The sequence below is a fragment of the Planococcus sp. ANT_H30 genome (assembly GCF_008369335.1).
Lineage (GTDB): Bacteria > Bacillota > Bacilli > Bacillales_A > Planococcaceae > Planococcus > Planococcus kocurii.
In genome coordinates this window covers 115,136-130,814 of sequence record NZ_VOBJ01000002.1, presented here as the reverse complement: position 1 = coordinate 130,814, position 15,679 = coordinate 115,136, and the positions used below count along the sequence as shown (strand labels likewise).

22 protein-coding genes and 1 riboswitch are annotated in these 15,679 nt (G+C 37.7%); of the genes, 20 read left to right on the top strand and 2 right to left on the bottom strand.

Annotated elements, in window-relative coordinates:
* The first annotated feature begins 9 nt into the window (after positions 1 to 9).
* The 20 genes from FQ085_RS06515 (at position 10) to gcvPB (ending at position 14,591) form a co-directional block, all read left to right on the top strand.
* A complete protein-coding gene (locus tag FQ085_RS06515) occupies positions 10 to 345 on the top strand; it encodes a phage head-tail connector protein (RefSeq protein WP_149456223.1) in 336 nt (111 codons plus the stop codon).
* Positions 342 to 650 (top strand): hypothetical protein, encoded by a 309-nt coding sequence (locus FQ085_RS06510; RefSeq protein WP_149456222.1) that lies wholly within the window; start codon positions 342 to 344, stop codon positions 648 to 650. The genes FQ085_RS06515 and FQ085_RS06510 overlap by 4 nt, the downstream gene beginning before the upstream one ends.
* A 1-nt stretch (position 651) precedes the next feature.
* The gene (locus FQ085_RS06505) at positions 652 to 999 is read left to right on the top strand and encodes an HK97-gp10 family putative phage morphogenesis protein (RefSeq protein ID WP_149456221.1); all 348 of its coding nucleotides are present in this window, start codon (positions 652 to 654) and stop codon (positions 997 to 999) included.
* On the top strand, positions 996 to 1,388 hold the full coding sequence (locus FQ085_RS06500) for a DUF3168 domain-containing protein (protein ID WP_188074723.1): 393 nt from the start codon (positions 996 to 998) through the stop codon (positions 1,386 to 1,388). The genes FQ085_RS06505 and FQ085_RS06500 overlap by 4 nt, the downstream gene beginning before the upstream one ends.
* Before the next feature lie 32 nt (positions 1,389 to 1,420).
* On the top strand, positions 1,421 to 1,852 hold the full coding sequence (locus FQ085_RS06495; RefSeq protein WP_149456219.1) for a phage major tail protein, TP901-1 family: 432 nt from the start codon (positions 1,421 to 1,423) through the stop codon (positions 1,850 to 1,852).
* A gap of 97 nt (positions 1,853 to 1,949) precedes the next feature.
* On the top strand, positions 1,950 to 2,258 hold the full coding sequence (locus FQ085_RS06490; protein WP_149456218.1) for a hypothetical protein: 309 nt from the start codon (positions 1,950 to 1,952) through the stop codon (positions 2,256 to 2,258).
* Positions 2,259 to 2,310: 52 nt separating this feature from the next.
* Complete coding sequence (locus FQ085_RS06485; RefSeq protein WP_149456217.1) at positions 2,311 to 2,583, top strand: hypothetical protein; 273 nt, start codon at positions 2,311 to 2,313, stop codon at positions 2,581 to 2,583.
* 63 nt (positions 2,584 to 2,646) lie between these two features.
* Positions 2,647 to 5,223 carry a phage tail protein gene (locus tag FQ085_RS06480; RefSeq protein WP_149456216.1) on the top strand — a complete coding sequence of 859 codons (2,577 nt, stop codon included), beginning with the start codon at positions 2,647 to 2,649 and terminating at the stop codon, positions 5,221 to 5,223.
* The gene (locus FQ085_RS06475; RefSeq protein WP_149456215.1) at positions 5,223 to 5,987 is read left to right on the top strand and encodes a distal tail protein Dit; all 765 of its coding nucleotides are present in this window, start codon (positions 5,223 to 5,225) and stop codon (positions 5,985 to 5,987) included. The genes FQ085_RS06480 and FQ085_RS06475 overlap by 1 nt, the downstream gene beginning before the upstream one ends.
* 179 nt (positions 5,988 to 6,166) lie before the next feature.
* Positions 6,167 to 6,376: a hypothetical protein gene (locus tag FQ085_RS06470; protein ID WP_149456214.1), complete on the top strand. Its 210-nt coding sequence runs from the start codon at positions 6,167 to 6,169 to the stop codon at positions 6,374 to 6,376.
* Positions 6,377 to 6,461: 85 nt separating this feature from the next.
* A complete protein-coding gene (locus FQ085_RS06465; protein ID WP_149456213.1) occupies positions 6,462 to 8,138 on the top strand; it encodes a recombinase family protein in 1,677 nt (558 codons plus the stop codon).
* 107 nt (positions 8,139 to 8,245) lie between these two features.
* Entirely contained in the window at positions 8,246 to 8,380 is a 135-nt protein-coding gene (locus tag FQ085_RS18265) for a hypothetical protein (protein ID WP_262499764.1), read from the top strand.
* The gene (comGD, locus tag FQ085_RS06455) at positions 8,367 to 8,804 is read left to right on the top strand and encodes a competence type IV pilus minor pilin ComGD (protein WP_262499777.1); all 438 of its coding nucleotides are present in this window, start codon (positions 8,367 to 8,369) and stop codon (positions 8,802 to 8,804) included. The genes FQ085_RS18265 and comGD overlap by 14 nt, the downstream gene beginning before the upstream one ends.
* Before the next feature lie 25 nt (positions 8,805 to 8,829).
* Positions 8,830 to 9,090 (top strand): hypothetical protein, encoded by a 261-nt coding sequence (locus FQ085_RS06450; protein WP_149456380.1) that lies wholly within the window; start codon positions 8,830 to 8,832, stop codon positions 9,088 to 9,090.
* On the top strand, positions 9,078 to 9,521 hold the full coding sequence (gene comGF, locus FQ085_RS06445) for a competence type IV pilus minor pilin ComGF (RefSeq protein WP_149456212.1): 444 nt from the start codon (positions 9,078 to 9,080) through the stop codon (positions 9,519 to 9,521). The genes FQ085_RS06450 and comGF overlap by 13 nt, the downstream gene beginning before the upstream one ends.
* Positions 9,496 to 9,699 (top strand): hypothetical protein, encoded by a 204-nt coding sequence (locus FQ085_RS06440; protein ID WP_058385514.1) that lies wholly within the window; start codon positions 9,496 to 9,498, stop codon positions 9,697 to 9,699. The genes comGF and FQ085_RS06440 overlap by 26 nt, the downstream gene beginning before the upstream one ends.
* 22 nt (positions 9,700 to 9,721) lie before the next feature.
* Complete coding sequence (locus FQ085_RS06435) at positions 9,722 to 10,234, top strand: shikimate kinase (protein ID WP_058385513.1); 513 nt, start codon at positions 9,722 to 9,724, stop codon at positions 10,232 to 10,234.
* A gap of 142 nt (positions 10,235 to 10,376) precedes the next feature.
* Positions 10,377 to 10,468: riboswitch (glycine riboswitch) on the top strand.
* 170 nt (positions 10,469 to 10,638) lie between these two features.
* Positions 10,639 to 11,739: a glycine cleavage system aminomethyltransferase GcvT gene (gene gcvT, locus FQ085_RS06430; RefSeq protein WP_149456211.1), complete on the top strand. Its 1,101-nt coding sequence runs from the start codon at positions 10,639 to 10,641 to the stop codon at positions 11,737 to 11,739.
* 28 nt (positions 11,740 to 11,767) lie between these two features.
* The gene (gene gcvPA / locus FQ085_RS06425; RefSeq protein ID WP_058385511.1) at positions 11,768 to 13,135 is read left to right on the top strand and encodes an aminomethyl-transferring glycine dehydrogenase subunit GcvPA; all 1,368 of its coding nucleotides are present in this window, start codon (positions 11,768 to 11,770) and stop codon (positions 13,133 to 13,135) included.
* Positions 13,128 to 14,591, top strand: coding sequence for an aminomethyl-transferring glycine dehydrogenase subunit GcvPB (gcvPB, locus tag FQ085_RS06420; protein ID WP_149456210.1), 1,464 nt, complete (start codon positions 13,128 to 13,130; stop codon positions 14,589 to 14,591). Before gcvPA ends, gcvPB begins: the two co-directional genes overlap by 8 nt.
* 251 nt (positions 14,592 to 14,842) lie before the next feature.
* Here gcvPB and FQ085_RS06415 read toward each other — a convergent pair whose 3' ends face one another.
* Positions 14,843 to 15,025 (bottom strand): hypothetical protein, encoded by a 183-nt coding sequence (locus FQ085_RS06415; RefSeq protein ID WP_262499763.1) that lies wholly within the window; start codon positions 15,023 to 15,025, stop codon positions 14,843 to 14,845.
* A gap of 204 nt (positions 15,026 to 15,229) precedes the next feature.
* Positions 15,230 to 15,613 carry a rhodanese-like domain-containing protein gene (locus FQ085_RS06410; RefSeq protein ID WP_058385509.1) on the bottom strand — a complete coding sequence of 128 codons (384 nt, stop codon included), beginning with the start codon at positions 15,611 to 15,613 and terminating at the stop codon, positions 15,230 to 15,232.
* Positions 15,614 to 15,679: the final 66 nt, after the last annotated feature.

Sequence of the window (15,679 nt, the reverse complement as noted above, 5' to 3'; positions counted from 1 at the left end):
GGCGTTTAAATGTTAGATAGAGTTAAACGCATTTTAGGCTTATCTCTTGTAGCAGAAACTTCAAGTGATGATTTTTTATTAGAGCAATTCATTGATATGTATTCAAATGCTCTGATTTTAGAAATTAATGAATCAACTATTCCTGCATCGTTAGAATTTATTCTGATTGAAGCTGTTGTTTCAAGATGGAACAGAAGAGGCTCAGAAGGTTTGAAATCTGAATCTGTTGATATTGTTTCACATACATTTAATGAAGATCATTTTTCTTCTAATAGACAATTCATTGAAGCCTATAAAGCTAATATGAAACTTATTAATCAAACAAATCGGATTAGATTCTTATGATGTTTAATAAAGATTTTGTTTTTATTGAAGATGAAAAAGTATCAGATGGAATGGGTGGATATGATTTAACCGAGATTCAGGGAACAGCTTTTAAAGCTCATTCAACTCCTGTTAAAGCTGAAACTATTCTAAAAGAACAGGGTTTTCTTACAACAAAAGGACTTAGATTAATTACAAAGGATGTAATCAATCCTAATGAATCTCTCAAGCTTAAAAATGTGAAGACAAATGAAAAATATAGAGTCATTGAATCATTAGGATTCGCTTCTACTCCTTATATTATCTTTCTTCTGGAGGTGATCTAATTTGGTTGAAATTGAGGGATTAGATCGCTTTATAAGAACCATGCAAAGCATCTCAGACAGCTTGGAGAGTAGCGTAAAGCAAGTTGTTTCTCAGACTGCCCTCCAGTTAGAATCTGATGCTAAAAGGCTAGTTCCTGTTGATACAGGTCATTTAAGACGTTCTATTGCTACTTCTCTTGAATCTGGTGGAATGAGTGCGATGGTTTCAACTAATGTTGAATATGCCTTAGCGGTTGAGTTTGGTACTTCCAGACAAGCAGCAAAGCCTTATATGACTCCAGCACATGCACGAAGTAAAACAAAGTATATAGAAGATATGAAAGCCGCATTAAGGAGGTTGAGCATTTGACGACTAATCTTATTCCTACTGTTGAGCTTCAAAAAGCTGTATATCAGAAGCTTTCAGCTCATTATACTACTTACGATCTTAGACCTCCAAACGCTCAATTTCCTTATATTCTTATTGGTGAAGATGTCACTGTAGATAATTTGACTAAGGGCGACAAGAGGACTACTCACAATTTAACGATTCATACTTTTAGCCAATCAACTAAAAGCCTTGAATCAAAAACTATGAACCATTTAGTTAAAGAGTCGCTATTAAATGACTTAGAGCTAAGTGGTTTTTATGTTGATTTAAATAAACTCTCAATGATGATGACGACAAAAGAAGAAGAAACCGATGGAGCAATTCATCATGGAATCATTCAGTTTGATATCACAATCAGAGAAAAATAAAACAAATTAGAAATATGGAGGATTAATTATTTATGACACAAATTAAAGGTTTAGACATCGGTATTTACGCAATGAAAGAACAATTCCCAGGAGAACCTGAAGTGTACACATTAGTAGGCGGTGGGCGTGGAGCTACACTTTCTATGTCAGCCGAGGGCATGGACATTACTTCTAAAGATACTGGAGGCTGGATGGACAGTATCAGCGGTTTTAAATCTTGGGAATCTTCTACAGATGGAATTGTAGTGATTGATGATGCAGGTTTTGAAGACTTAGAATCAGCTTTCTTTGAAGGACGTAAAGTAAAAGTTTCATTCAAAAAGCCCTCAGGTTGGGGCTATACAGGTATGGCTTTGGTAAATTCATTGGAATTTGAAGCAGGACATGAAGACGTAGTTACTTATTCCATCTCTCTAACTGGTGCTGGAGCATTGACTAAAACAGAAGATACAGTAGTAGTTTAATCACACTTAAAACAGCTTGAGCAATAGAAATATTGTTCGGCTGTTTGTTTTTTAAAAAAATCAATAAAAATACTTATACAAAGAGGATGTTTACTTAATGAAAATTGTACAAATCAAAATGGATAAAGAACGTAATTTAAAATTTGGTATGAATGCAGTAGTAAAACTTGAAAAAGATTTAGGAATGTCAATTGCTGAAATGCAAGATGAAATGAGCATGGAAAATCTTATGAAAATTACTTTTTATGGTTTGAAATGGGAAGATAAAAAACTGAATTTTGATGATATTGGCGATTTAATGGATGCAGCAATTGAACATTATGAAACTTTTGCGGCTGTTATTGAGCTTGTTATGGAAGCATTTACTGCAACTTTCGGCAAGAAAGCCGTACCCAGTAAAAAGTAATGGGTTTATAAGTGGAGAAAAGCTATTTCAATGGATTGTTGGAAAGTTAAAAATGTCTTTGAATGATTATGAGCATTTCATGGAACATTACTCTTTTAATGATTTATTCCTATTGCTAGATCAATATAGTGAAGAGCAAAGAGAGCAAACAGAACTAATGGAAATTGCGGTTATGTATGGCTATGCTTCTGCAAAATCTAAAAATGCAAAATTAATCAAGATATTCGAGAAGCCAAAAGAAGTCAATCAATTAAACGAGATTAAAATTGACGAAATCAAACGAAATAAAGAACATTTCAAAAATACTTTCTCGAATACATTGTAAAAGGGTAGGGCTATCGCAGCTTTACCCTTTTTTTGTATTTAAAAAGAGAGGTGAGCAATATAAATGAGTATGCAAGATTTATCAGTAAGAATTAGCGCAGATATTACGGAGTTTAGAAATGCCATGAATCAGATAACTGATTCAGTTAGAGCAGCAGGGGATACTATTAGCGATTCTATGGGTGGAGCAGAAAACTCTACATCTGGAGGAGTCGGGCGTATTAAATCAGCATTAGGTGGAGTAGCTGGAATTATTGCCGGTGCATTTGCGATAGATAAAATTAAGGATTTTGGTATTAGTTTAGTAGAATCAGCAGCAGATAGCCAAGCTATGACAGCGCAATTTGAGCAAGTTTTCGGAGGGTTGCAAGGAGAGGCAACTAAGGCTATTGATGGTATGGGTCAAGAATTCGGCATGGTTTCTAGTCGGATTAAGCCAGCATTTACTCAAATGACTTCTTTATTCAAAGGCTTAGGCTTAGACAGTGAGGACGCTATGGACGGTGCAAGCCGAGCTATGACAGCTTCAGCCGATGCAGCAGCCTTTTATGATGTTTCAATGGAAGATGCTTCAAGTGCCTTAACTTCATTTATGAAAGGTAACTGGGAAGCTGGGGAATCAATCGGACTTTTCGCCAATGAGGCACAAATGGCTTCATATGCTTCTGATACATTGGGACAAGACTATAAAAGTCTCGATGAAGCTGGCAAACAACTTGTCAGATTAAGTTTTGCGGAATCTATGCAAGAATCAGCAGGAGCAATGGGACAAGCAAGCCGAGAATCAGGAAGTTATCAGAATCAGTTAGGTAACTTAAAACAAATTTGGACAGATTTAAAAGGACAATTAGGACAGCCTATTTTAGCGGTAGCTATTGCTGGTATTAAAGGGTTGGCTGAGTGGATTGGTAAAATTGATCCTCAAGCGGTATTGAGTGGATTTAAAGCATTTGGTTCATATGTTGGATCAGTCTTTTCACCAATTATTACAGCTATAAAGGATAATTTTACTGAGCTATTTGGTAGTCTATCGTTTGATTCAGGATCAATGACTTCAGGTTTTGATACTGTAAAGACAGCTATTCAAGGTTTTGGAGATGTAATTGTAAGTATTACTGAAGGAATCGGCTGGTTTATTGATAAATTTGATTTTCTGATTTTGGGAATTGCAGCAGGAGTGCTAACGTTTAAAGCTATTGCAGCAGCTCAAGCCGCTTGGACTATTGCTGTTGGGGCGTGGACAGCAGTAACAACAGCAGCAGCGGCAGTGCAAACAGCCTTTAATTTAGTATTAGCAGCTAATCCAATTGCTATTGTCGTTTTAGCGATAGCGGCATTAGTAGCTATTGGAATATTGCTTTATAAAAACTGGGATACAGTGGTAGCCTTTCTTAAAACAGCATGGGAAACTATTAAATCAGTCGCTTCATCCGTTTGGGGAGGATTGAAAGTCTTCTTTAGCGCAACATGGAATGCTATAAAGCAAAGTGCTGTAGCTATCTTTGGTGCATTGAGAGATGCAGTTTCTTCAGTTTGGAATGGCATTAAATCAGTAGCAAGTTCAGTCTGGAATGGTATTAAGTCGTTTTTGAGTAGTTTGTGGAATGGAATTAAGGCATTAGCATCAACGGTATTTAATGCATTAAAAGCGTATTTTACAACTGTTTTTAATGTATATAAAACCCTTATTATGACGGTTTGGAATGGCATTAAATCATTCTTAAGCACTATATGGAACGGCATTAAGTCATTAGCCTCATCAGTGTTTAGTTCTTTGAAATCAACTTTAACAACTATATTCAACGCTATTAAATCAACTGTTACAAGTGTATGGAATGCAATTAAGTCATTTTTAACTACTACGTTTAATTCCATTAAATCAGTTTCTTCAAGTGCTTGGAATGCTATTAAATCAACTATTACTACAATCATGAATTCTATAAAGTCTACTGTTACAAGTATCTGGAACAGTGTTAAAAGTAGTATTGTGTCAGTATTTAACTCTATTAAATCTACAGCTAGCTCTGTATGGAATAGTATTAAATCAACTATTGTAAATACGGTTGAAACTCTAAAATCTTCAATTGTTGCTAAGTTTAATTCTGTTAAGAGTTCAGCTTCAAGTATTTTCAGCAGTATTAAATCAGCTATGACAAATCCAGTAGAAGCAGCTAAAACAGCTATAGGCAATGCTATAAGTAAAATCAAGGGATTCTTTAGCGGATTGAAATTAACGTTCCCTAAAATTTCAATGCCTAAAATGCCTAAGTTTAGTCTCACGGGTAAATTTAGCTTAATGCCTCCTTCAGTTCCTAAAGTGGGAATTTCATGGAATGCAAAAGGCGGTATTTTCAACAAGCCTACTATTTTGAATAGCTCTCAAGGTTTGCAAGGTGTAGGAGAGGCTGGAAGTGAAGCAATTCTTCCTTTAACTGCTCAAGTGCTTGGAAGTATTGGGCGTGGTATTGCATCCACTATGCAAAACCCTAAGTCTAATTCTGCAACTGTGATTGATTCTGGTGGAGAAACTTATAACTTTAATTTTAACGTTGAAAATATGAATACAAATAGTAATGCTGAAGTAGATTCATTTGCTTCAAAAATTCAAAACAGTCTTAGAAGAAATAAGGGGATTAAATAATGAGAGAATCAATTAATTTTTCTTTTGATAATATAGCCTCAGAAGATATGGGTGTTTATATTGTTAATGAAGGTGGGGGATTGTTTGAAGAAAGCTTTCTTCCTAATAGATCAATTATTGAAACGAAATCAGCAAATAGAAACAAGCCTTACTTTCAAAGGGTAGAATCAGAGCCTTTAGAATTTGAATTAAGTTTCTTCATTGAACAATGGGAAGATAGAAATAATATTAGGCAGGTGGCAAAGTGGCTATTCAAAGACTTTTATAAGCCATTAACTTTTGAATCTAATCCTGATAGAATTTTCTACGCTATTGTTCACGGTAATTCCTCTTTACTTCATAATGGAAGAAAAGAAGGGTATGTAAAATTAACTATAAGATGTGATTCACCTTATAGTTATTCCCATCCGCTTATTATAGAAGATATTGAATCAGGCAACTCATCTTTTAGTGTTCTCAATAGTGGAGATATGGAAATAAAACCTAAGATGTGGATTACAAAAACTGTATCACAGGGAGATATTTCTCTTACAATGGTAGAGTCAGATCAAACTTTTACGCTATCAAATTTAGCTCTCAATGAAGAAGTGTTTGTAGATAATGAACACGAAGAGCTTATTTCTAATCTCGAAAATTTAGGAGTTTATCGTTATTCAAATCATAATGGTGAATGGCTAACTTTTTCAGTAGATGAGAATACGCTTCTTACGCAGGGTGATTTTAAAATTACAATTGAATATCAAAGTATTTACTTAGCAGACTAGTTTTGCTTAAGGGCTGTTTTGTGGCTAATCCTCTTGCCATGAAGCAGCCCTTTTTTTGTCTACTTTTGAATAAGTACAACTATTAGCATACAGTTAAACATATTCTATGTTTACTTTATATATGTCCTCATCTATACTTAGACTACATATAAGTAAGTGTTATGAAAGGGGCGTTTAACATGGCAAAAGAAAAAGAAGTCGATGAACTGAAAGAAATGCTTTCAAAGCCTAAAGTAAACATTGAAGATTCTCATGCAAGAACTACTTTCCTATTAGATAGAGAATTGGCAGATAGATTAAATAAACTAGCAGACGGTAAAAGAGGGTTTAAAAGCTTGTTTTTTAATAGAGCTGTAAAGAATTTATTAGATGAATTAGAAGATAAGTAGAAAGAGGAGCAATCAAAAATGGTTGCTTCTTTTTTGTCTACATTAGATGTAAAGCGTTTTAAGTGGTAAATAAGGAGGAAGACACTTGAAGAAAAAAGCGGTTTTGTATACGAGGATTTCAACTAATAAGCTGGAACAGCAGAAGAGCCTAGTTAATCAAGAAGAAAGATATACTGAGTATTGTAAAACTATGGGGTACGAATTAGCTGAAATCTATGCTGATGAAGGACTAACAGGGACAAATGTTAGACGAGTAAAATTCAAAGAGATGCTTTTAGATGCAGGGTTAAGTTATACCAGAAATGATTTAGGCTATGATTTTTTTACTCCTGCTAAAAATACAAAACCTAAATTTGATGTAATAGTTTGTAAGGATGTTAGCCGCTTCATGCGTGGCTCAGTACAAGGTCAGATGGTTGTTAAACTCCTAAAAGACAAAGGGGTAGATATTATCTTTGAAAACTCAGGAATGTCTACATTTGACGAAGGATATGAATTTAACTTAGGTATTCTTTTTCAAATTGCTCAAAATGAATCAGCAAATATGAGTAAACGGATTAAATTCGCAAAGCAGCACAATGCCAGTAAAGGAAAATATAGCCCCGCAAGAATTGCCTATGGATATACTAGAAATGAAAACAATGAAATTGTTATTCATGAGGAACAAGCAGAAATAGTAAAACACATCTTTGAGCGTTATAAAGAAGCAGGTGGCTCTCTCATCTCTCAAGAATTAAATGAAAAAGGTGTATTAAGTCAGACAGGTAAACGCTGGACAAATGACAAAGTAACCCGTGTAATTCATAACCGGATCTACACTGGGACAGCCATAGTAGGGAAAAGCTATAAAAAGAATGTAACGGATACACAGAGAAGCAAAAATAATATAGATCAATATATTGAAATTCCTAATGCTGTAAAGCCAATTGTAACTATTGAGCAGTATGAAGAAGCCAATTTAACTAGAGAAAAGCGGATAAACAAGAATAAGAAAATTGGTAGAAAGCCAGCTAGAAATGACATATATAACGAAAAGCTGTTTTGTTCATGCGGTTCTCGGTTTATTAGGCATACAGGAAATGGCGGCAAAATAAATTACATGTGTCAGAAACGACGGAAGCGGTTGGGTTGTGGGGTTAGAGGAATATCAATCCAGAATCTTAATAGAAGTTTAGCAGAGGTAGAATTAAAGTATTTATCTAATGCCATGGGAGATTCATTCTATTATAAAGAATTACTCAATCTTTTAGCTAAACAGAAATTGCAATTGGCTCAAACTAAGCTAGACATACAGAAGCAAATAGACTCATTAGAGGAAGAAATTGATAAAATATCAGATCAGTTTGCTTTCCTTAATGAAACAGACAAAATGAAAGCAAGGCTAGTTAAGAAGGTTGACGATAGAGAAAATCAAATTACTGAACTTAATCAGCAATTTGAAAAACTCAACATAGAATCCATAGAATATATTTTAGACAAAGTGGAAGATAAAAAAAGCATGATTGATTTTCTTTCAGTTTCAAAGTCTCTAATAGTGGAAGATAAATTAAAGTTGCTTCATAGAATTGAAATCGGTGACTATGAATTAAGTTTTCAATTTGCAATTCCTTCATTTGAGGAAGAAGTAGATTTATATAATAAGCTTTTTCCAATAAATCCAATTAATTTAGCCATTCCTTTTAGACCGTTTACAGAAAGCTTCAGAAGAGATCATAAGGCTGCTAGAGAACACTGGGAAACAGCATATGAAGAATTAAAGTAATACCGTTGTTAGGACTTCCATTACATTAGGAAAATTCTTTTTTTGCTTAATACTTGCAATTGCCTTCTTTTTTACAGATGGTTCAAGGCCAAGTTGAATCCTATCGAATGGACTTAAAGGTAATTCCGACTTTGCCGCAGCTTGTATCAGCAGGTTATTTAAAAACTGGAGAAACCGATTGTCCAAATGGCGACGTGATAAGTATTGCAGTTGATGGGGTGGTGACGTCTGCCAAACCTTAAAGAATGCGGGTTTACTTTACTCGAAATGTTGCTGGTGCTTACTGTCTTAATGACGATTGTTTCTATTCTGATTCCAAGCTACCAAGCTTTCACTACTCAAAAAGAAGAACAACAATTTTTTAATATTCTTCAACAAGATATCTATTTTGCCCAAAGTCAAAGCTATTCTTTAGGGAAAACGGCAAAAATTATTTTTAGGGAAGAGAAAGGGACGTACGAAATATTTACAGATCTTCAAATGGTCGTTGTGTCCAGAAAGATGCCAGTGTCGGTGTCTTTGAAGAAAACGAGTAACCTTACTGAAATTTATTTCAATTCAAATGGCTCAGTCGTTCAGTCTGGAACGTTCCGTTTTGCGACGAGTCGCGGAGAAAAGGCATTGGTGGTTCATCTTGGAAGAGGGAGAGTGGTGTTTTCTGAATGATAGAGGAGTTTCTTGGGCAGAAACTATGGTTAGCCTATCCATCGTATTCATCATTTTCGGTAGTTTACTTCCAGTGATGATAGGAGTTCAGCAAAGTCTCCAAGTAAAAAAAGAACGCGTTAGCGCTTATGAAACCTTACATGAAGCAGCAAGAGAAATTTCGACGGGTGCAATTCAAGGGCAGCGCGTCGTTAATGGCATTGTCTATAGTTGGCAAATGACCGATCAGTTATGTGTTGATTATGCAGATTATAAAGGAGAACGTGAACAACTATGCATCGAGTAGTTCGGCTAGATGAAAAAGGATTTTCATTTTTGACAGCTATTTTTGATTTGCTGGTATTGCTGTTGATGCTGCCGCTAATTGTGTTGTTTTTCGGCTTCGCTATTGGTTTTGCGAAAGACTTGGATCCTCATAGAGCAGAATGGCAGCTTTTCGCGATTGATTTACAAAGTTATTTAAATCATAGTGACACGATTGAAATTATCAATGGAGGCAGTGGGATTCGTATTGCCCAAATGGGGGAGGAATTTGACATTGAACTCTACACGGATATGATTCGCAAACAAAAAAATAGAAAAGGTCATGAGGTGATGTTAACTCGTGTTCGTCAGAGTCATTTTTCGCTGGTCGGTAACAAGCTGAAGGTTCAGACCGAATTCTTGAGCGGAAACACGGAAGAGGCCGAATATGTTTTTACGCAGCCTAAAAAATGAAAAAGGGGCTGTTTATCCAATTGCAATCGTCTTTTTCATGTTTGCTTTGCTGCTGTTATCTCATACCTTAGCGCTCTATTCCATCCAATATAAAACGTATGATGGTTTGGAAAATGCGCATAGACATGCTACGATACAACTACTAAAGGAATTTGAGCAAAATAAAATACCTGAGTAGAGGTAAGTATCGGGTGGGTAGGATGAACAGAATATATATGATTGGATTTATGGGCTGCGGAAAAAGCGCGGTCGGCAGAAGGCTAAGCTTTCTGTTAAAACTGCCCTTCTATGACATGGACAAGGAAATTGTTCGTCAGACAGGCAAAACGATTCCGGAAATCTTTGAAGAGCATGGCGAAGAATATTTTCGGGAACTAGAAACGAAATTTTTGCAAAATTTTAAAAATGATCATTGCATCATCTCTACAGGTGGTGGCGTCACCATGCGAAAAGCTAATCAAAAAATCATGAGAAACACAGGCTTGGTGTTGTTTTTAGATGCCCCGTTTCGGGAAATTTGGCGGCGTATTCATAGGGATCCGAACCGTCCGATTGTCCGCCAATCGACTCGCGAAGAAATTGAGGAATTGCATAAAGCCCGCTATCGTGATTATAAGCAGACGGCGCATATCACGATTCGTACCGAATTTCGAACGTTACGACAAATTACACAATATGCTGCTTTTCAAGTAAAACGTTTAAAAGGCGAATGATTTGATTAATTAAAATCAAATCATTCGCCTTTTGTCCTATTAAAGAAAAAAGATTGCGCTTTCTGACGATCAATGTTAGGATATATTCAAAGTTATACTATTCTGTATAACGGTTTGGACCAATCAATTTTGATTTGGGCGGATGATTGTACGAGGAGAGAACGCGGAAGCGTCGCCGAAGGAGCAAATAACAGAAGTTATGAATCTCTCAGGCAAAAAGACTCGGACAGGACGCATCTCTGGAGAATGCTGCATGTCAGCTACCAACGAGGAAAGCCATTACGGTAAACTTTCAGGTTCCAGGACAGAGATTTCCCTCTAGAGGGAAATCTCTGTCCTTTTTTCGTGCCCAGATGTCTCTTGGAACTGGCCGATAGGAAGTTGAGAAATAAGGAGGAAAATCATTGGCACAGTTAAAGCGTACACCTCTGTTTGAAACGTATTCGAAATATGGTGGCAAAACAATTGATTTTGGCGGTTGGGAACTGCCCGTGCAATTTTCGAGCATTAAAGAAGAACATGAAGCAGTTAGAACAAAAGCAGGTCTTTTTGATGTGTCACATATGGGTGAAATTTTTGTCACAGGAGCAGATAGTTTAGACTATCTTCAACACCTTGTCACAAATGATGTCTCTAAAATTCAAGATGGGCAAGCGCAATATACAGCAATGTGTTACGAAGACGGTGGCACAGTAGATGACTTGCTAATTTATAAGTTAGCAGATCAACATTATTTATTGGTTGTGAATGCCTCTAATATAGAGAAGGATTTTGAATGGATGGAAAAAGTGAAAACGGGTGACGTTATATTGGATAATGCCTCTGAAAGCTATGGTTTATTGGCTCTGCAAGGTCCTTTAGCTGAAAAGGTACTTCAGCGTTTAACAGAAGAAGATCTTTCAGCCATTAAACCTTTCCGCTTTAAACAAGATATTGAAGTTGCGGGACAACAAGTGATTTTGTCGCGCACTGGTTACACGGGCGAAAATGGTTTTGAACTATACGCAGCTCCCGAATCTCTACTTGTTCTTTGGGATGAAATTTTGTCTGAAGGTGAACCAGAAGGTATTGTGCCTGTAGGTCTTGGTGCACGTGATACATTGCGCTTTGAAGCCTGCCTTGCTTTATACGGCCAAGAATTGACTAAAGACATAACGCCACTAGAAGCCGGTATTAATTTTGTTGTGAAATTGAAAAAAGAGCAAGATTTTATTGGTAAAAAAGCATTGACTGTTCAAAAAGAAGCAGGAGTGCCACGTAAATTAGTAGGTATTGAAATGATTGACAAAGGCATTCCGCGTCATGGCTATACGGTATATGCAGGAGATCAAAAAATTGGCGAAGTGACAACTGGTACTCAATCGCCAACACTTAAGAAGAATATCGGGTTAGCGCTAGTTTCAAGTGACTATGCTGAACTCGGAATTGAATTAGAAGTTGAAATTCGCGGCAAACGACTAAAAGCAACAACAGTACAAACGCCATTTTATAAACGATCCAACTAAATTTAACTTGAAAAGGGGACAGCGCTCAATGAAACATCGCTATTTACCAATGACGGCTCAAGACGAAAAAGAAATGCTGGAAACGATCGGCATCAACTCAATCGATGAATTATTCTCGGACATTCCGGAAAACGTGCGCTTTAAAGGTGAATACAACATTAAGGCCGCCAAATCAGAATCTTCGTTAACGAAAGAATTGGCACAGCTTGCTGCTCAAAATGCTGATACGAACCGCTATGCGTCGTTTTTAGGTGCAGGCGTATATGACCATTACAAGCCAATTATTGTGGATCACGTCATTTCGCGCTCTGAGTTTTATACAGCATATACACCGTATCAGCCAGAAATCTCACAAGGGGAATTACAAGCTATTTTTGAGTTCCAAACAATGATTAGTGAATTGACGGGCATGGATATTGCTAATTCGTCTATGTATGACGGCGGTACAGCGCTTGCCGAAGCGGGTATGCTTGCTGCAGGACACACAAAGCGCAAGAAAATCCTTGTGTCACGTGCAGTTCATCCGGAATCACGTGACGTTGTCCGTACGTATGCTCTTGGTCAGTCGATTGAAGTTATTGAGATTCCATTAAAAGATGGTCATACAGATTTAGACGCATTACAAGAAATGATGGATGAAAACGTTGCAACAGTGATGATTCAATACCCGAACTTTTTCGGACAGGTTGAAAACTTGAAAGAAATTGAGCCGATTGTTCACGCATCAGGCGCATTACTAGCGGTTTCTTCAAATCCATTAGCGCTTGGTGCATTAACTTCACCAGGTCAACTTGGGGCAGATATCACAGTAGGAGACGCACAGCCTTTTGGTATTCCTGAAGCATACGGTGGACCTCATTGTGGCTATTTTGCTGTAACAAAAAAATTAATGCGTAAAGTTCCAGGCCGTTTGGTCGGTGAAACAACAGACGAAGAAGGTCGTCGTGGCTTTGTTTTAACATTGCAGGCACGTGAACAGCATATTCGTCGTGATAAAGCGACATCAAATATTTGTTCAAACCAAGCGTTAAACGCATTAGCGGCTTCTGTTGCTATGACCGCACTTGGCAAAGTGGGGACGCAAGAAATTGCAAAACAAAATATCACAAAGACACATTATATGAAACAACAATTGAAAAAAGCAGGTCTTGAAATTGCATTTGAAGGCGCACACTTTAACGAAGTCGTTGTTAAAACTGAAGAACCTGTTAAGCAGTTAAATGACCGCTTATTTGAAAAAGGCATGATCGGAGGCTATGACCTTGGGCTCAGCTTTGATGAATTTCAAGATCATATGCTAGTTGCGGTTACGGAACAACGAACTAAAGAAGAGATTGATGCATTCGTACAGGAAATTGCTGCAAAAGTGAAGGAAGCGGGGGCTACTCATGCATAAAGATAACCAGGCGTTAATTTTTGAACTGACTAAAGAAGGCCGCGTTGGTTATAGCTTGCCAACACTTGATGTACCTGAAATTGACTTGAGCGAATTATTACCGAACGATTTAATTCGGACACAAGCAGCAGAACTACCGGAAGTGTCAGAACTGGATATTATGCGTCACTATACAGCGCTATCGAACCGTAACCACGGGGTGGATTCTGGATTTTATCCACTAGGATCTTGCACAATGAAATACAATCCGAAAATCAACGAAACTGTCGCTCGTTACCCAGGATTTGCTAATATTCATCCATTACAAGATGAGAAAACTGTTCAAGGTGCTCTTGCGTTGATGTTTGATCTTCAAGAGCATCTAAAAGAAATTACGGGTATGGATGAAGTTACTTTGCAGCCTGCTGCAGGTGCGCATGGTGAGTGGACAGGATTAATGATGATTCGGGCTTATCACGAAGCACGTGGGGATTTTAAACGCACAAAAGTTATTGTTCCAGATTCAGCGCACGGCACAAACCCGGCGTCAGCAACTGTTGCCGGATTCGAAACCGTAACGGTAAAATCTAGTGATAAAGGTCTCGTAGATTTGGAAGACTTGAAGCGCGTTGTTGGAGATGACACAGCGGCATTGATGCTGACAAATCCGAATACGCTTGGCTTGTTTGAAGAACAGATTTTGGAAATGGCAGCTATTATTCACGAAGTCGGCGGTAAGCTTTATTATGACGGCGCTAACTTGAATGCAGTTATGTCAAAAGCACGTCCAGGAGACATGGGCTTTGACGTGGTTCACTTGAATTTACACAAAACCTTCACAGGACCCCACGGTGGTGGTGGACCTGGATCTGGCCCAGTTGGTGTGAAAAATGACTTGTTGCCATACTTACCAAAACCAGTATTAGTGAAAAAAGACGACGCTTATACGTTCGATTATGACCGTCCAGATTCAATCGGCCGTGTTAAGCCGTTCTACGGAAATTTCGGAATCAATGTGCGTGCTTATACGTATATTCGTTCTATGGGACCAGACGGCCTGAAGGCTGTAACAGAATACGCGGTATTAAATGCCAACTACATGATGCGCAGATTGCAGCCGCATTTTGATTTGCCATACGACCGTCATTGCAAGCATGAATTTGTTTTAAGTGGTCGTCGTCAAAAGAAACTGGGTGTTCGCACATTGGATATGGCGAAACGCTTACTTGACTTTGGCTATCACCCACCAACAATCTACTTCCCGTTAAATGTTGAAGAAGGCATGATGATCGAACCAACCGAAACAGAATCGAAAGAAACATTGGATGCTTTTATAGACGCGATGATTCAAATTGCGAAAGAAGTAGAAGAAAATCCAGAAATCGTTCAAAATGCACCACATACGACGGTGATCAATCGTTTGGACGAGACAAAAGCAGCACGTCATCCTGTGCTTCGCTACACGAAAGTCGAGTAAATTTTAAAAAGAAGGGGGTGTCTTAAAAGGTCATGAAAAACGACTTTTTGAGTACACCCCCTTTTTCCTGCTGAAGAACAGTGTGTCAGCCGTTTGTTGTCTCACCCAGTCGAACCGTTTGCATTGTCATTAGCCATGTTGACTCTAAAAAGAAAAAAAGCGTTCATTTCTATAAAATGGAAGAAAAAGTAGCACTTTCAGATAGATTGATGACAAATGTAAAATCAACGTAGAAAGTGCCTTCGGTCCTATCAAAAGCAATCGTCAATTCTGGAGATCTCATCTAAAAAATCCAGCAAAGTCGAAATCACCTTTAAGTCCAGTTGATAGGATTCAACTTGCCCTTGAACCATCTGCACAAATGCTTCGCACCCTTTTTCATCTACTGCTGATGATTGTTTCGTAACGTTTGGAATAGCGGTCGCAATTAGCACCGTAATACTCATCATATCCGAAGGTGATTTTAAAAACCGGCAGAGACTTAGGAGTCATCCCTTTCTTTGCTTCTGACTATATAAGGTACAATCCCTTAAATAATTGCCTGGCCGATGGGTGAGCTGCTTTCACAGCATATCCTCGTCAATACCTGTAATAAATATAAAAAGGCCTTCCAGCGACGTGGAAGGCCTTTTTAATGATTAGACTTTGGCTTTTATTTTGCCAGTCCATTGTTTGAATCCGCCTTGCAATTGGAACAATTGGTTATAGCCTTTTTTCTTTAGGAAAATGGCGACCCGTCCGCTGCGAGCTCCGTTCTGGTCGTATAAGTAGACCGGCTTGTCTTCGCGAATTTCCTTATAACGCTGGCGCAATTGTGATTGCGGAATATTGCGAGCTCCAAGGATATGACCTGCTGCAAAATCTTTTGGCTCGCGCACGTCGATTAATTGAGCTTTGCGGTAGCCTTCAATAAACTGTTCCTGTGTCAAGTTAGTGACAGTTTTTTTAATGCGAAAATAAGTAATCACCGCGTAAATGATGATGGCTAACAGTATTGCGATCGTAATATACAAAAATTCCAATGGTCTTGCCCCTTTCTACTCTTCTTTTATTATAAGAGAAGAGATGACGGATATTCAATGCCAATG

Bases quoted from the DNA above. Each gene is read 5' to 3' on its own strand.
- FQ085_RS06475 (WP_149456215.1), top strand. From the start codon at position 5,223: ATGAGAGAATCAATTAATTTTTCTTTTGATAATATAGCCTCAGAAGAT.
- FQ085_RS06450 (WP_149456380.1), top strand. From the start codon at position 8,830: ATGGTTAGCCTATCCATCGTATTCATCATTTTCGGTAGTTTACTTCCA.
- FQ085_RS06510 (WP_149456222.1), top strand. From the start codon at position 342: ATGATGTTTAATAAAGATTTTGTTTTTATTGAAGATGAAAAAGTATCA.
- FQ085_RS06490 (WP_149456218.1), top strand. From the start codon at position 1,950: ATGAAAATTGTACAAATCAAAATGGATAAAGAACGTAATTTAAAATTT.
- comGF (WP_149456212.1), top strand. From the start codon at position 9,078: ATGCATCGAGTAGTTCGGCTAGATGAAAAAGGATTTTCATTTTTGACA.
- FQ085_RS06515 (WP_149456223.1), top strand. From the start codon at position 10: ATGTTAGATAGAGTTAAACGCATTTTAGGCTTATCTCTTGTAGCAGAA.
- FQ085_RS06485 (WP_149456217.1), top strand. From the start codon at position 2,311: ATGTCTTTGAATGATTATGAGCATTTCATGGAACATTACTCTTTTAAT.
- FQ085_RS06495 (WP_149456219.1), top strand. From the start codon at position 1,421: ATGACACAAATTAAAGGTTTAGACATCGGTATTTACGCAATGAAAGAA.
- gcvPB (WP_149456210.1), top strand. From the start codon at position 13,128: ATGCATAAAGATAACCAGGCGTTAATTTTTGAACTGACTAAAGAAGGC.
- FQ085_RS06470 (WP_149456214.1), top strand. From the start codon at position 6,167: ATGGCAAAAGAAAAAGAAGTCGATGAACTGAAAGAAATGCTTTCAAAG.
- gcvPA (WP_058385511.1), top strand. From the start codon at position 11,768: ATGAAACATCGCTATTTACCAATGACGGCTCAAGACGAAAAAGAAATG.
- FQ085_RS18265 (WP_262499764.1), top strand. From the start codon at position 8,246: ATGGACTTAAAGGTAATTCCGACTTTGCCGCAGCTTGTATCAGCAGGT.
- FQ085_RS06480 (WP_149456216.1), top strand. From the start codon at position 2,647: ATGAGTATGCAAGATTTATCAGTAAGAATTAGCGCAGATATTACGGAG.
- FQ085_RS06435 (WP_058385513.1), top strand. From the start codon at position 9,722: ATGAACAGAATATATATGATTGGATTTATGGGCTGCGGAAAAAGCGCG.
- FQ085_RS06440 (WP_058385514.1), top strand. From the start codon at position 9,496: ATGTTTTTACGCAGCCTAAAAAATGAAAAAGGGGCTGTTTATCCAATT.